Annotated in this window: 13 protein-coding genes; 8 read left to right on the top strand and 5 right to left on the bottom strand. The window is 59.8% G+C overall.

The annotated features are described in order from the left end of the window. Nucleotides 1-115: 115 nt before the first annotated feature. A complete protein-coding gene (ppsR, locus tag AC3WRD_RS28305; RefSeq protein WP_096822521.1) occupies nucleotides 116-934 on the bottom strand; it encodes a posphoenolpyruvate synthetase regulatory kinase/phosphorylase PpsR in 819 nt (272 codons plus the stop codon). Nucleotides 935-1,108: 174 nt separating this feature from the next. Between ppsR and ppsA the strand changes: the two genes are divergently transcribed. The 8 genes from ppsA (at nucleotide 1,109) to AC3WRD_RS28265 (ending at nucleotide 9,283) form a co-directional block, all read left to right on the top strand. Beyond that, complete coding sequence (gene ppsA / locus AC3WRD_RS28300; protein WP_096822520.1) at nucleotides 1,109-3,484, top strand: phosphoenolpyruvate synthase; 2,376 nt, start codon at nucleotides 1,109-1,111, stop codon at nucleotides 3,482-3,484. A 93-nt stretch (nucleotides 3,485-3,577) separates the two neighbouring features. Continuing rightward, nucleotides 3,578-4,567, top strand: coding sequence for an alpha/beta fold hydrolase (locus AC3WRD_RS28295; protein WP_096822519.1), 990 nt, complete (start codon nucleotides 3,578-3,580; stop codon nucleotides 4,565-4,567). Nucleotides 4,568-4,793: 226 nt separating this feature from the next. Beyond that, complete coding sequence (gene rraA / locus AC3WRD_RS28290; protein WP_096822518.1) at nucleotides 4,794-5,285, top strand: ribonuclease E activity regulator RraA; 492 nt, start codon at nucleotides 4,794-4,796, stop codon at nucleotides 5,283-5,285. A 25-nt stretch (nucleotides 5,286-5,310) separates the two neighbouring features. After that, the gene (locus tag AC3WRD_RS28285; protein ID WP_085732397.1) at nucleotides 5,311-6,306 is read left to right on the top strand and encodes a zinc transporter ZntB; all 996 of its coding nucleotides are present in this window, start codon (nucleotides 5,311-5,313) and stop codon (nucleotides 6,304-6,306) included. Between the two features lie 63 nt (nucleotides 6,307-6,369). Further along, the gene (locus AC3WRD_RS28280; RefSeq protein ID WP_085700244.1) at nucleotides 6,370-6,618 is read left to right on the top strand and encodes a CrfX protein; all 249 of its coding nucleotides are present in this window, start codon (nucleotides 6,370-6,372) and stop codon (nucleotides 6,616-6,618) included. Between the two features lie 2 nt (nucleotides 6,619-6,620). Then, a complete protein-coding gene (locus AC3WRD_RS28275; protein WP_065259736.1) occupies nucleotides 6,621-7,445 on the top strand; it encodes a mechanosensitive ion channel family protein in 825 nt (274 codons plus the stop codon). Nucleotides 7,446-7,535: 90 nt separating this feature from the next. Continuing rightward, nucleotides 7,536-8,126 (top strand): RNA polymerase sigma factor SigX, encoded by a 591-nt coding sequence (gene sigX / locus AC3WRD_RS28270; protein ID WP_011333251.1) that lies wholly within the window; start codon nucleotides 7,536-7,538, stop codon nucleotides 8,124-8,126. A gap of 107 nt (nucleotides 8,127-8,233) precedes the next feature. Continuing rightward, nucleotides 8,234-9,283 (top strand): OmpA family protein, encoded by a 1,050-nt coding sequence (locus AC3WRD_RS28265; protein WP_096822517.1) that lies wholly within the window; start codon nucleotides 8,234-8,236, stop codon nucleotides 9,281-9,283. A 75-nt stretch (nucleotides 9,284-9,358) separates the two neighbouring features. On the opposite strand, the gene cobA is transcribed toward AC3WRD_RS28265, so the two are convergent. Genes cobA through nirB form a run of 4 tightly spaced genes read right to left on the bottom strand, consistent with a single transcriptional unit; the run spans nucleotide 9,359 to nucleotide 15,606 of the window. Further along, complete coding sequence (gene cobA, locus AC3WRD_RS28260) at nucleotides 9,359-10,111, bottom strand: uroporphyrinogen-III C-methyltransferase (protein ID WP_102622609.1); 753 nt, start codon at nucleotides 10,109-10,111, stop codon at nucleotides 9,359-9,361. A gap of 13 nt (nucleotides 10,112-10,124) precedes the next feature. Then, on the bottom strand, nucleotides 10,125-12,839 hold the full coding sequence (locus AC3WRD_RS28255; protein ID WP_102622608.1) for a nitrate reductase: 2,715 nt from the start codon (nucleotides 12,837-12,839) through the stop codon (nucleotides 10,125-10,127). After that, nucleotides 12,839-13,156 (bottom strand): nitrite reductase small subunit NirD, encoded by a 318-nt coding sequence (nirD, locus tag AC3WRD_RS28250; protein ID WP_064586764.1) that lies wholly within the window; start codon nucleotides 13,154-13,156, stop codon nucleotides 12,839-12,841. The genes AC3WRD_RS28255 and nirD overlap by 1 nt, the downstream gene beginning before the upstream one ends. After that, on the bottom strand, nucleotides 13,153-15,606 hold the full coding sequence (gene nirB / locus AC3WRD_RS28245; protein WP_102622607.1) for a nitrite reductase large subunit NirB: 2,454 nt from the start codon (nucleotides 15,604-15,606) through the stop codon (nucleotides 13,153-13,155). Before nirB ends, nirD begins: the two co-directional genes overlap by 4 nt. Nucleotides 15,607-15,698 lie beyond the last annotated feature (92 nt).

Below are 15,698 nucleotides of genomic sequence, written 5' to 3'. Positions count from 1 at the left end.
TACGCAACTTGCGCGGATTGTATATTTCGGAATGTTACAGGGGCGTAAAAAACACCGCCCGCGAGGACTTTGCGTTAGTTCATTCAGCGTGCGTACAGGTTGAGGAACCAGGGGGTTACTTGAACCGCCGCTCCACACCTTTTTCCACCAGGATCTTCGCCGAAATCTCTTCCACCGAAAAATGCGTGGAGTTGATGTGCGGGATGTTCTCGCGGCGGAACAGGTTCTCCACTTCGCGTACTTCGAATTCGCACTGGGCGTAGCTCGAATAGCGGCTGTTGGGCTTGCGCTCGTTGCGGATCGCGGTAAGGCGGTCCGGGTCGATGGTCAGGCCGAACAGCTTGTGCTGGTGGGCGCGCAGGGCGGCCGGCAGTTGCAGGCGTTCCATGTCGTCTTCGGTCAGCGGATAGTTGGCCGCGCGGATGCCGAACTGCATCGCCATGTACAGACACGTCGGCGTCTTACCACAACGCGACACGCCCACTAGTATCAGGTCGGCCTTGTCGTAATAGTGGGTGCGGGCGCCGTCGTCGTTGTCGAGGGCGAAGTTCACCGCCTCGATCCGCTCCATGTAATTGGAGTTATGACCGATCGAATGGGATTTGCCGACGGTGTAGGAAGAATGCTCGGTCAGTTCCTGCTCGAGCGGGGCGAGGAAGGTCGAGAAGATGTCAATCATGAAACCATTGGAGGTTGCGAGAATCTCACGAATGTCCTGATTGACGATGGTGTCGAAGATGATCGGCCGGAAACCGTCGGTTTCAGCGGCTTTGTCGATTTGTTGTACCATGGCCCGCGCTTTTTCCACGCTGTCGATGTAGGGCCGCGTGAATTTGCTGAAGGTAATGTTTTCGAACTGCGCCAGAAGGCTTTGACCCAGGGTTTCGGCGGTGATGCCGGTGCCATCGGAGATAAAGAAAGCAGATCGTTTCATTTGCACCTTGGGCCTTAAGCTAGTGACGAATCTTGGATATGATAGGCGCGATTTGCCGGCCGCCATTGGCCCGCATTCTCACTTATTTTCCAGGTCCAGGCCATACAGCCGGCCAACGCTCCCCCGAGCCGCCGGTTTCTGAGCTTTTCCAACACAGTTAGTGGAGAGATCACCTTGGTAGAGTACGTAGTTTCCCTCGATAAGCTCGGCAAACACGATGTTGAGCATGTGGGGGGCAAGAACGCATCCCTGGGCGAGATGATCAGTAACCTGGCCGGTGCCGGTGTTTCGGTCCCCGGCGGCTTCGCCACGACGGCGCAGGCCTATCGCGACTTCCTGGAACTGAGCGGTCTGAACGATCAGATCCACAAGGCCCTCGATGCCCTGGACGTCGATGACGTCAATGCCCTGGCCAAGACCGGCGCCCAGATCCGCCAATGGATCATGGAAGCCGAATTCCCTGAAAAACTGAATGCCGAGATCCGCACCGCGTTCGCCGCGCTGTCGGCCGGCAATCCTGACGTGGCCGTGGCCGTGCGTTCCTCCGCCACCGCCGAAGACTTGCCGGACGCATCGTTCGCCGGTCAGCAGGAAACCTTCCTGAACATCCGTGGCGTTGAAAACGTCATCCGCGCGGCCAAGGAAGTGTTCGCTTCCCTGTTCAACGACCGTGCCATTTCCTACCGCGTGCACCAGGGCTTCGACCACAAACTGGTCGCCCTGTCGGCCGGCGTGCAGCGCATGGTGCGTTCGGAAACCGGCACCGCCGGCGTGATGTTCACCCTCGATACCGAATCCGGCTTCCGTGACGTGGTGTTCATCACCGGCGCCTACGGCCTGGGCGAAACCGTCGTACAAGGCGCGGTGAACCCGGACGAATTCTATGTCCACAAGGGCACGCTGGAGGCCGGTCGCCCGGCAATCCTGCGCCGCAACCTGGGCAGCAAGGCCATCAAGATGATCTACGGCGACGAGGCCAAGGCCGGTCGTTCCGTGAAAACCGTTGATGTCGACAAGGCCGAGCGTGCGCGTTTCTGCCTGACCGACGCTGAAGTCAGCGAACTGGCCAAGCAAGCGATGATCATCGAGAAGCACTACGGCTGCCCGATGGACATCGAGTGGGCCAAGGACGGTGACGACGGCAAGCTGTACATCGTGCAGGCCCGTCCGGAAACCGTGAAGAGCCGCACTCAGGCCAACGTCATGGAACGTTACCTGTTGAAAGAAACCGGCACCGTGCTGGTGGAAGGCCGTGCCATCGGCCAGCGCATCGGCGCCGGCAAGGTGCGGATCATCCGCGACGTGTCCGAGATGGACAAAGTCCAGCCGGGCGACGTGCTGGTCTCCGACATGACCGACCCGGACTGGGAACCGGTCATGAAGCGCGCCAGCGCCATCGTCACCAACCGTGGCGGCCGTACCTGCCACGCGGCGATCATCGCCCGTGAACTGGGGATTCCAGCCGTTGTAGGTTGCGGCAACGCCACCCAGCTGTTGAAAGATGGCCAGGGCGTGACCGTGTCCTGCGCCGAAGGCGACACCGGTTACATCTTCGAAGGCGAACTGGGCTTCGACATCAAGAAGAACTCCGTCGACGCCATGCCGGAGCTGCCGTTCAAGATCATGATGAACGTCGGCAACCCGGACCGCGCCTTCGATTTCGCGCAACTGCCGAACGCCGGTGTGGGCCTGGCCCGTCTGGAATTCATCATCAACCGCATGATCGGCGTCCACCCGAAAGCGCTGTTGAACTACGACGGCCTGCCGCAGGAAATCAAGGACAGCGTCGACAAGCGCATCGCCGGTTACGACGATCCGGTCGGCTTCTATGTCGAAAAACTGGTTGAAGGCATCAGCACCCTGGCGGCGGCGTTCGCACCGAAGAAGGTCATCGTGCGTCTGTCGGACTTCAAGTCCAACGAATACGCCAACCTGATCGGCGGCAAACTGTACGAGCCGGAAGAAGAAAACCCGATGCTGGGCTTCCGTGGCGCGTCGCGTTACATCAGCGAATCGTTCCGTGACTGCTTCGAACTCGAGTGCCGTGCGCTGAAACGCGTACGCAACGAGATGGGCCTGACCAACGTCGAAATCATGGTGCCGTTCGTCCGTACCCTGGGCGAAGCCAGCCAGGTGGTCGATCTGCTCGCCGAAAACGGCCTGGCCCGTGGCGACAACGGCCTGCGCGTGATCATGATGTGCGAACTGCCGTCCAACGCGATCCTGGCCGAAGAATTCCTCGAATTCTTCGACGGTTTCTCGATCGGTTCCAACGACCTGACTCAGCTGACACTGGGTCTGGACCGTGACTCCGGGATCATCGCGCACCTGTTCGACGAGCGTAACCCGGCGGTCAAGAAGCTGTTGGCCAACGCGATTGCCGCGTGCAACAAAGCCGGCAAGTACATCGGCATCTGCGGTCAGGGTCCTTCGGACCACCCGGACCTCGCCAAGTGGCTGATGGAACAAGGCATCGAAAGCGTTTCGCTGAACCCGGACTCCGTGCTGGAAACCTGGTTCTTCCTGGCTGAGGGTCAGGCGCAGGCCTGATCGGTGAGTGAAGAGGCCGGTCCCTGACCGGCCTCTTTAGGATTCAAGTAGGGCGAGCTCTCCGGATGCCGCCCTTTTTTGTGCAAGAGCATTATGCAAAGCAGCAGTGACCTATTTCCTGTCGCCCTGATCAGCGCCGAACGACGCGGTGATCTGAGCGAAGACGTATACCGCTTGAAACCGGGCAACAGCCCTGACTGGTCCGTGGAAATCGCGGTGACCCGTCTCGGCATGGCCGATGAACCGGCGACACGCGGCGTACCGGTAATTTTGCTGCATGGCAGCTTTTCCAATCGGCGCTTCTGGTTCTCCCCGAAAGGGCTGGGGCTGGGCGCCTACCTGACGCGTCTGGGTTTCGATGTGTGGATCCCGGAAATGCGCGGCCACGGTCTGTCCCAGCGTAACGAGGACTACCGCCGCAACCGCGTCGCCGACTATGCCCGTTACGATTTGCCGGCCATCGCTGCGTTCGTGCGTGAGCAGAGCGGGCAGGTACCGCACTGGATCGGCCATTCGCTGGGCGGCATCACCCTGGCAGCAGCGCTGGGCGGCGAATACCTCGGTGAACCGGCTGTGGCGTCGGCGGCGTTTTTCGGCACGCAGGTCAGCCGCACGTACTGGCCGTTGAAAATTCCGCCGGTGGAGTGGAGCGGACGCTTCATTCTCAAGCGTTTTGCCCAGTTGTCTGGCTCGCGGCTCAAGCGTGGCCCCGAAGATGAGCCGATCGGCCTGGCGCTGGAAAGCATGCGCTGGTACGGCCTGTTCGGGCGTTTTGGCGACAAGGACAAGGATTGGTGGGCGGGGCTCGCCGATGTTCAGGTGCCTGTCTTGGCAGTGACGGCGGCTGGCGATCATCAGGATCCGGCGTGGGCCTGTCGCAAACTGTTCGATCAGATCGGTTCCGAGCACAAGCAATTCATCAATCTGGGACGCGAGCAGGGCTTCAACGACAATTTCGGTCATGTCGAGATGTTGGTGAGCAAGGCCGCCCAGGCTGAAGTCTGGCCGCTGGTGGCGCGCTGGCTGGCGGATCAGCACTCGCCGTTGCTGGGCGAAAAGCCCGATCTGGCAGCGGCGGTGTGATCGGAACACGCTGAAAAGGGCATTTCGTTCGAGTCGGCTTGCGGCTAAGATATGACGCATTGGACGGTTCTGGTCATATTTAGTGACTGTTTCGCTATTACGTTTCAGCCTTTGTTCAGGTTCGGTCAGCGACCATTGCATGGACTAAGGTAAACAGCGACCGCCGGGACTCGTTTCAAAAGAGTGCGACATCCTTGATCGTCTTCCTTGTTACAGGAGTTTTTCGATGAACCATTACCTTACGCCTGACCTGTGCGACGCCTATCCGGAGCTGGTGCAGGTGCTGGAACCGATGTTCAGCAATTTCGGCGGCCGTGATTCCTTCGGCGGCGAAATCGTGACCATCAAGTGCTTCGAAGACAACTCGCTGGTCAAGGAACAAGCCGAACTCAAGGGCAACGGCAAGGTGCTGGTGGTCGATGGCGGTGGTTCCCTGCGCTGCGCGCTGCTGGGTGACATGATCGCCGAGAAAGCCGCGAAAAACGGTTGGGAAGGGCTGGTGATCTACGGTTGCATCCGTGATGTGGATGTCATCGCCCAGACCGATCTCGGTGTCCAGGCGCTGGCCAGCCACCCGAAGAAGACCGACAAGCGCGGTCTCGGCGACCTCAACGTGCCGGTGACGTTTGCGGGTGTCACGTTTCATCCGGGCCAATACATCTATGCGGACAACAACGGCGTGATCATCTCGCCGAGCCCGCTGAAGATGCCTGAATAAAATCGCGGTAAGCACTGGGGTGAGGATGTTCGAGGAAGAAAACGCGCAATGGGGGCTGGTGCATGCCCTGGTGCTGGACGGTAAAGGCGGTGCGCGTTCGATAGCCCGGACTGATCTCGACAGTTTGCAGCTGCAGGCACACGAAAGCCTGTGGCTGCACTGGGATCGCAGTCACCCGCAGACCCAGACCTGGCTGCGCAAATCCAGCGGACTCAACGAATTCACCTGCGACCTGCTGCTGGAAGAGAACACCCGTCCACGGCTGTTGCCGCTGCCCGATTCCGAATTGCTGCTGTTTTTGCGCGGGGTCAATCTCAATCCGGGTGCCGAGCCGGAAGACATGGTGTCGGTACGGATTTTCGCTTCGGCCCAGCGTGTGATTTCCCTGCGTTTGCGCCCATTGCGCGCCACCGATGAACTGTTGGCGATGCTGGGGGAGGGCAAAGGCCCGAAAACCTCGTCCGAACTCATTCTCTATCTCGCTCAATACCTCACCAACAAGGTGCAGGATCTGGTCACTTGCCTCTCGGAAGTGGTCGATGAAGAGGAAGAAAAACTGGATGCCGACGAACGGTATACTCCCGAGCACGGTGCCATTTTGCACATCCGTCGCAGGGCGGCCGGACTGAAGCGTTTTCTTGCGCCGCAGCGGGATATTTTCGGACAGCTGACGCGGATAAAACTGCCCTGGTTCGTCGATGACGACGCCGACTACTGGAACGAATTGAACAACAGCCTGACCCGCTATCTCGAAGAGCTCGAATTGACCCGAGAGCGCGTGGGGCTTGTGCTGGACACCGAAGACCGGCGTTTGAGCGTGCGCATGAATCGCACGATGTACCGCTTCGGGATCATCACCGGGATCTTTTTGCCGATGAGTTTTCTCACCGGCCTGCTGGGGATCAATGTCGGCGGAATTCCGCTTTCCGGGAGCCCCTACGGATTCCTTGTGGCGTGCCTGCTGATGGTCTCGGTGGCGCTTGGACAATGGTGGTTGTTCCGCCGTTTGCGCTGGGTATGACGATGCGCCATGTGACCCGACCAAATTTGCCCGCGTCTTTCACAGACATCACGAGAGGTGCGTATGCACGATCCGTTTGAACAGTCTTTGCGCGACATGCTCAACGCCTCGCCGTCCGGCCGCGACGACGACGCCTGTCTGGGCCGCGTACTCAAAACCGCCAACCGCCAGGTCGGCGCCGGCGATCTGTTCAGCCTGCTGGGCCGCTGGCTGCCCGCGCTGATGATCGCCCTGAACAACGGCTCGGCCCATGTCGCGCCGGTTTCCCGTCTTCGTAAACCTACCGCTCGCACTGCTGATAAGGCTGATTGAATATGGAACTTGATCTCTGGACTCAGAGCCTCGTCACGGCAATGACTGCGTTGTGGACCAAAGTCGCTAATTTCATCCCGAACCTGTTCGGCGCACTGGTGGTGCTGCTGTTGGGCTTCGTCGTGGCCAAGCTGCTGGACACCCTGTTGTCCAAACTGCTGGCCAAGCTCGGTCTTGATCGCCTGATGGGCGGCACCGGCCTGACCAAATTGATGTCCCGTGCGGGACTGCAAGTGCCGATCTCGACCCTGATCGGAAAAATCGTGTATTGGTTCGTTCTGCTGATTTTCCTGGTTTCTGCAGCAGAATCCCTTGGGCTTGAGCGGGTTTCAGCTACGCTGGACATGCTGGCGCTATATGTTCCGAAAGTTTTCGGCGCAGCCTTGGTGCTGCTGGTCGGTGTATTGCTGGCGCAGCTGGCCAACGGTCTGGTGCGCGGTGCGGCAGAAGGCGTGGGTCTGGACTACGCTTCAGGGCTTGGGCGAATTGCCCAGGGCCTGGTGATCATCATCAGTATCTCGGTCGCGATCAGTCAGCTCGAGGTCAAGACCGACCTGCTGAACCATGTGATCGTCATCGTATTGATTACCGTTGGTCTGGCGGTTGCGCTGGCCATGGGCCTGGGAAGCCGGGAAATTGCCGGTCAGATTCTTGCGGGAATCTATGTGCGTGAGTTGTATCAGGTTGGGCAACAAGTGCGTGTTGGCGAGGTCGAAGGCCAGATCGAAGAGATCGGCACGGTTAAGACTACATTGCTGACCGATGAGGGTGAGCTAGTCTCACTCTCCAATCGGATCCTGCTGGAACAGCATGTGAGTAGCCGCTAACCCGGCAAACCCTGCTAATGTATGCCGCCGCAAAATGCCAGCTGATGCTGGCAGCGGTGGACATTGACCTGACTGTCGGCACGACTTGTTTTGAATAAAGCCCAAACGCTATCCACGCGCTACGACCCCCGCGAGCTCTCTGATGAGGAGTTGGTCGCGCGCTCGCATACCGAGCTGTTTCACGTGACGCGCGCCTATGAAGAACTGATGCGGCGTTACCAGCGAACATTATTTAACGTTTGTGCGCGGTATCTTGGGAACGATCGCGACGCAGACGATGTCTGTCAGGAAGTGATGTTGAAGGTGCTGTACGGCCTGAAGAACTTCGAGGGGAAATCGAAGTTCAAGACATGGCTATATAGCATCACTTACAACGAATGCATCACGCAGTATCGGAAGGAACGGCGAAAGCGTCGCTTGATGGACGCACTGAGTCTTGACCCCCTCGAGGAAGCGTCTGAAGAAAAGGCGCCGAAACCCGAGGAGAAGGGCGGACTCGATCGCTGGCTGGTGTATGTGAACCCGATTGACCGTGAAATTCTGGTGCTTCGATTTGTCGCAGAGCTGGAATTTCAGGAGATCGCAGACATCATGCACATGGGTTTGAGTGCTACAAAAATGCGGTACAAACGTGCTCTAGATAAATTGCGTGAGAAATTTGCAGGCATTGCTGAAACTTAGTTCAGCGCAAATATCTCTTACGTGTAGGCAAGTTCTGATAGACTTGCCGCCGAGTTGTCCCCCGGTTTGCGGGACTGCTTCACAATCACCAGATGGGGATTTAACGGATGAAACTGAAAAACACCTTGGGCTTGGCCATTGGTTCTTTGATTGCCGCTACTTCGTTCGGCGCACTGGCACAAGGCCAAGGCGCAGTTGAAGGCGAACTGTTCTACAAGAAGCAGTACAACGACAGCGTTAACCATGTCGAAGACGGCTTCAACCCAGGCGCCTCTATCGGTTACTTCTTGACCGACGACGTATCGTTGAACTTGACCTACGACAAGAACAACCACACCCGTTCGAACGACGGCACCGGCAGCCAGAAGCTGGGTGGCGACAACTTCGGTCTGAACGCTCAGTACCACTTCAACAACGCTGGTGACGCTCTGCGTCCTTACGTTGCTGGCGGTGTGAAGCACGGCAGCCTGACCAACGTAGCTGCTGACGGCCACACCGGTCGCGATCAGTCGACCTACCTGACTGCTGGCGCTGGCGTTAAGTACTACTTCGCTGAAAACTTCTACGCCCGTGCTGGTGTAGACGCTGACTACAAACTGGACAACGGTCGCTGGAACTACGCTCCAGTAATCGGTCTGGGTGTGAACTTCGGTGGCGGCAACAAGCCTGCTGCTGCTCCAGTTCCAGCACCAGCTGAAGTCTGCTCCGACAGCGACAACGATGGCGTTTGCGACAACGTTGACAAGTGCCCAGACACCCCAGCCAACGTAACTGTTGACGCTGATGGCTGCCCGGCAGTTGCTGAAGTTGTTCGTGTTGAGCTGGACGTGAAATTCGACTTCGACAAGTCGGTCGTCAAGCCAAACAGCTACGGCGATATCAAAAACCTGGCTGACTTCATGAAGCAGTACCCATCGACTCGCACCACTGTTGAAGGTCACACTGACAACGTCGGTCCTGACGCTTACAACCAGAAACTGTCCGAGCGTCGTGCAAACGCCGTTAAACAAGTTCTGGTTAACCAGTACGGTGTTGAATCGTCCCGCGTTGGTTCGGTTGGCTACGGCGAATCCCGCCCAGTTGCTGACAACAAAACCGAAGCTGGTCGTGCTGTTAACCGTCGCGTAGAAGCGCAGGTTGAAGCTCAAGCTAAGTAATTAGCTCGCCGCTTTGAGAAAAGCCCGGCTTATGCCGGGCTTTTCTTTGTCTGCGATTTGGTGAAAACCAGATGATCAGGCTGACTGATCGGCTGGCCAGGCGAGTAAATCGGCTCGGGCCGCAGAAGCTGCCACCGCACCAATCACCAGAATGGCAGGGCTCTTGAGCTCAAACCTGCAGGCGTCTCCCTCCATTCTCGTCAGATCGCTCCGGCATTCCCGTTGTTGCGGCAGGGATGCGTTCTCGATCATCGCCACGGGCGTATCCGTCGCCATCCCGCCGGCCAATAACTGCTCACGAATCTCGCTGAGCTTGGCCACTCCCATATAGATCACCAATGTCGTGCCGCTTTGCGCCAGCGCCTGCCAGTTCAATTGGCTGTCGTCCTGAGTGTGCGCAGTGACCAGCGTTACGCCCCGTGCCACGCCGCGCAAAGTCAGCGGAATGTCACACTGCGTCGCCCCGGCCAGCCCGGCGGTGATGCCATTGACCAGCTCCACTTCAACCCCGCGCTCACGCAACCACTGCGCTTCCTCGCCGCCACGGCCGAAGATGCAGGGATCGCCGCCCTTGAGACGAACCACGCATTTGCCCTGGCGCGCATAACGCAGCATCAGCCGATGGATGAATGCCTGTGGTGTCGAACGACAGCCGCCGCGCTTGCCGACCGGAATGATCCGCGCGCCAGGACAGTGCTCCAGCACCGCGTCGTTGACCAGATCGTCGATCAGCACCACATCCGCTTCGCGCAAGGCCCGCACGGCTTTGAGCGTCAGCAATTCAGGATCGCCGGGACCCGCGCCCACCAGCCAGACTTTTGCATTCATGGTGTTTTCCTCTTCAGATTACGGCGACCGGCCGCGCTTCGGCGGCCAGCAAACGCTTGATTTCCGGGACGCAGGAACCGCATTGCGTGCCGCAGCCCAGTGTGTTTTTCAAACCCTGCAAATCCAGACCTTCTCGAATGCCGGCGCAGACCGCGCTGTGGCTGACGTTTTTGCAATTGCACAGGGTCTTGTCAGCAACGCTCTGCACACCGGCATTACCCGGCGGCGCACTCATCGGCGCCAGCAGCCAGCGCCGCAGTTGTTCGTCTGCGCGGCCCTCCAGCCACAAGCCTTGCAGCCAATGCTGGGCGAGGGTTTCGCCAGCGAGGCGGATGGCCGTGATTCGCCCGTTCTCGATGCGTACCCGTTTGCCGATAGCCCGGCGAGGATCGTCATAGGCCAGTACCGGACCGTCGATCAGGGCCAGGCACTGGTCGATTTCGCGCAGCAACTGCGGCTCGGGTGCGGCGGCGCTGGCAGCGCGTATCAGCAGCGCCGGACGCTCGCGACCGACGAGGCTGAGGCTGGCGTAGGAAAACGCCTCACACAGCGGTCGAAGCGCCTCAAAGTGCCGTTGAACATCGCCCTCGATCAGTGCGAAAAGCTGCCAGGGCAGATTCACCGGTTCCAGACGTACCCCGCTGTGCTTGAGTTCCGGTTGCTTCGACAAGGGATCGAAGGCGGGCAGGGTCAGGCAGTTCACGCCGCCCTTGAGAAAACGATCGCCCCAGTGCATCGGCAGAAAGGCCTGGCCCGGACGCACACTGTCATCGCTTCCGACCGCCACGATCACCGCGCCCCGGCGGCTCTTCAGACTCACCAGATCCCCCGGCTGCAAACGGTGCCGACGCAATTCGTCCGGGTGCAGGCTCAGCACAGCTTCGCTGACATGCCCGAATAACTGTGCCGCCGTGCCAGTGCGGCTCATACCGTGCCATTGATCACGCAGGCGACCGGTGATCAGTGTCAGTGGAAAACGCGCGTCCCGTTGCTCTTTTGCAGCGCGATAGGGATCGGCAACAAACTGCGCGCGACCGCTGGCCGTAGGAAATATGCCGTCGCAGTACAGGCGCGGAGTGCCTTGTCGGGCGCCCTCAGGAAACGGCCATTGCTGCGGTCCGATTTCATCAAGCAACCCATGGCTGATGCCGCACACGTCCAGATCGCGGCCACGGGTCAGTGCTTTGAATTCATCGAACAGCTGAGCGGGCTGATCGAACGCAAACAGGCTCGGCTTTTGCGGGCGCAGACGTTTCTCCAGGCGTTGTGCGAAATCAACCGTGATCGCCCAGTCCGGTCGCGCTTCACCCGGTGCGGTAATGGCTTTGCGGACGTGGGAAATCCGCCGTTCGGAGTTGGTCACTGAACCTTCCTTCTCGCCCCAACTGGCCGCCGGCAGCAGCAGATCGGCAAACGCTGCGGTTTCAGTGGTGCGAAACGCCTCCTGCAACACCACGAACGGACAAGCCTCCAGCGCCGCGCGTACGGCGTTCTGATCCGGCATCGATTGCGCCGGGTTGGTGCAGGCAATCCACAGCGCCTTGATCTTGCCGCTGCGCACGTGTTCAAACAGTTCGATGGCACTGAGCCCGGTGTTTTCCGGCAGCGAATCTACGCCCCAATACGCCGCCACTTCTGCGCGGTGCTCCGGATTGGCAGCCTCACGATGACCGGGCAACAGGTTGGAGAGGCTGCCGGTTTCCCGCCCGCCCATGGCATTCGGCTGACCGGTCAGGGAGAAAGGTCCTGCACCGGGCCGGCCGATTTGCCCGGTGGCCAGGTGCAGGTTGATCAGCGCACTGTTCTTCGCGCTGCCGGCGGTGGACTGGTTCAGGCCCATGCACCACAGCGACAGAAAACTCGGCGCAGTGCCGATCCATTCGGCGCATTGCTGCAACTGCTCGACGCTGATCCCGCATAGCTGCGACACCATGGCCGGGGTGTAATCACGCACCAGGCTTTTCAGCTCGGCGAGGCCTTCGGTGTGGGCCTTGATGAAGTCACGGTCGATCCAATCTTCCCACAACAGCAGATGCAAAATCCCATGGAACAACGCGACATCGGTGCCCGGCAGAATCGCCAGGTGCAGGTCGGCAAGATCGCAGGTGTCGGTGCGCCGTGGGTCGATGACGATGACTTTCATCTGCGGACGACGGGATTTGGCCTCTTCAAGACGACGAAAAAGCACCGGGTGGGCGTAGGCCATGTTACTGCCGACGATCATCACGCAATCGCTCAGTTCCAGGTCTTCATAGCTGCACGGTGGCGCGTCGGCGCCGAGGCTGCGCTTGTAGCCGACCACTGCCGAAGACATGCAAAGCCGCGAGTTGCTGTCGATGTTATTGGTGCCGACCAGCGCCCGCGCCAGTTTGTTGAAGGCGTAGTAGTCCTCGGTCAGCAACTGCCCGGAGATGTAGAACGCCACGCTGTCCGGGCCATGTTCGGCGATGGTTTCGGCGAATACGTTGGCGGCGTGCTCCAGCGCGGTGTCCCAGTCGCAACGACTGCGCGCCAAACCTTTGCCCAAGCGCAGTTCCGGATACAGCGCGCGCGCTGCCAGATCACCGGTCAGGTGCAGGGTCGAGCCTTTGCTGCACAGTTTGCCGAAGTTGGCCGGGTGCGCCGGATCACCGCTGACGCCGAGAATGCGCTCGCCGTCATGCTCGATCAGCACGCCGCAGCCGACCCCGCAATAACAGCAGGTCGAGGCGGTCGTCTGGCGGTTCATCAGACGGCGTCCCGCAGGGCCAGCTGGACGCGGCCGTTTTCGACCCGGGCCGGGTGATGGTGCGCGCAACCGATGTCCGGCGCCTGGGCTTCGCCGGATTGCAGGTCGATCTGCCAGTTGTGCAGCGGACAGGCCACGCGCTTGCCGTAGATCAGGCCTTGGGACAGCGGGCCACCCTTGTGCGGGCAGCGGTCATCGAGCGCGAAAACCTCATCGTCACTTGTGCGAAAGATCGCAATGTCACCCTTGGGCCCGGCAATGATCCGCGAACCGAGGGCATTGATCTCTTCCAGGGCACAGATATCGAGCCAGTTCATGCCGGCACCTCCAGGTTTTTCACGGGGATCACGTCGAACTCTTTCTTCAGTTGCGGCTGCGCGAGGCGCTCTTTCCACGGGTCCTGTTCGAACGACAGGGAGAATTGCAGGCGCTCGTTCAGGGCCTTGCGGCGCTCGGGATCTTCCAGCACGGCTTTCTTGATGTGCTCCATGCCGACCCGTTGCAAGTAGTGCACGGTGCGTTCGAGGTAAAAGGCTTCTTCGCGGTACAGCTGCAGGAACGCGCCGTTGTATTCGCGGACTTCCTCGGCGGTCTTGAGCTTGACGAAGAACTCGGCGACTTCGGTCTTGATCCCGCCGTTGCCACCGATGTACATCTCCCAGCCGGAGTCGACACCGATGATTCCTACGTCCTTGATCCCTGCTTCCGAGCAGTTGCGCGGGCATCCGGAGACCGCCAGTTTCACTTTGTGCGGCGACCACATGTTGAACAGGTCATGTTCGAGGTCGATGCCCAACTGGGTCGAATTCTGCGTGCCGAAGCGGCAGAACTCGCTGCCGACGCAGGTTTTTACGGTGCGGATCGATTTGCCGTAGGCGTGGCCGGACGGCATGTCGAGGTCTTTCCACACACCGGGCAGGTCCTGCTTCTTGATCCCCAGCAAGTCGATGCGCTGGCCGCCGGTGACCTTGACCATTGGCACCTGATATTTGTCCGCCACGTCGGCGATTCGCCGCAGTTCCGACGGGTTGGTCACGCCGCCCCACATCCGTGGCACCACCGAGTAGGTTCCGTCCTTCTGAATGTTGGCGTGGGCCCGCTCGTTGATCAGGCGCGACTGCGGATCGTCCTTGGCTTCGCCGGGCCAGGTGGAAATCAGGTAATAGTTGAGCGCCGGGCGGCAGGTGGCGCAGCCGTTCGGGGTGCGCCAGTTGAGGTAGCTCATGGTGCCGGCGATGGTCAGCAGGTGTTGCTCGCGAATGGCTTGACGGATCTGGCCGTGATTGAGGTCGCTGCAGCCGCAGATGGCTTTTTCGCTTTTCGGTTTGACATCCGCCGCGCCGCCGACGGTGTTGATCAGGATCTGCTCGACCAGACCGGCGCAGGAGCCGCAGGAACTGGCCGCCTTGGTGTGTTTCTTCACTTCGTCGACGCTGAACAGACCGTGTTCCTGAATCGCCTTGACGATGGTGCCCTTGCACACGCCGTTGCAGCCGCAGACTTCGGCGTTGTCGGCCATGCTCATGGCTTTGTCCTGGCCCTGATGTCCTACGTCGCCGAGGGCGTTTTCACCAAACATCAGATGATCGCGGATCTCGCCGATGGCGTGATTCTCACGAATTTGTCGGAAATACCAACCGCCATCTGCCGTATCGCCGTACAGACAGGCACCGACCAGCACGTCATCCTTGATCACCAGTTTTTTGTACACCCCGCCGATCGGGTCGGAGAGGGTGATGGTCTCGGTGCCTTCGCCGCCCATGAAATCGCCAGCGGAAAACAGGTCGATGCCGGTGACTTTCAATTTGGTCGAAGTCACCGAGCCTTGATAACGGGCGAAACCCAGTTGCGCCAGGTGGTTGGCGCAGACCTTGGCCTGTTCGAACAGCGGCGCGACCAGGCCGTAGGCAATGCCACGGTGGCTGGCGCATTCGCCGATGGCATAGATGCGCGGGTCGTAGGTTTGCAGGGTGTCGTTGACCAGAATCCCGCGATTGCACGGGATGCCGGCCTTTTCTGCCAGTTCGGTATTGGGGCGGATGCCGGCGGCCATCACCACCAGATCGGCGGGGATGGTGTCGCCGTTCTTGAATTGCACCGAGCCGACGCGACCGTTGCCGGCGTCGTGCAGGGCCTGGGTCTGTTCGCACAGGCGAAAGTGCAGGCCACGGGATTCGAGGGCGGTTTGCAGGAGCTGGCCGCTGGTCTTGTCCAGTTGCCGCTCCAGCAGCCATTCACCGAGGTGCACCACGGTGACGTGCATGCCGCGCAGCATCAGGCCGTTGGCCGCTTCGAGGCCGAGCAGGCCGCCGCCGATCACCACGGCGTGCTTGTGGGTCTTGGCGGTGTCGATCATGGCCTGGGTGTCGGCGATGTCGCGGTAACCGATCACGCCCTGCAAGGTGTTGCCGGGGATTGGCAGGATGAACGGGGTCGAGCCGGTGGCGATCAGCAGGCGATCGTATTCGGCCTCGGTGCCGTCTTCGGCGATCACCCGGCGCTTGACCCGGTCGATCTCCACCACTTTGCGGTTGAGCAGCAGTTTGATGTTGTTTTGCAGATACCAGTCGAGATCGTTGAGCACGATCTCTTCGAACGTCTGTTCGCCGGCCAGCACCGGCGACAGCAGGATGCGGTTGTAGTTGGTGTGCGGTTCGGCGCCGAAGACCGTGATGTCATACAGCTCGTTGCTCAGCTTGAGCAATTCTTCCAGGGTACGGACCCCGGCCATGCCATTGCCGATCATCACCAGTTTGAGTTTTTTCATCAGGTTCTCCGCAAGCTTCGGGTTTGCCTCTTGTGGGCAGTCAGGCCTTGCTCGACAAAAATGGCGCAAACAAAAAAGGCGTCCCGCCAGTT

Source organism: Pseudomonas sp. FW215-R2 (assembly GCF_058789255.1).
This window is presented reverse-complemented; position numbering and strand designations above follow the sequence as displayed.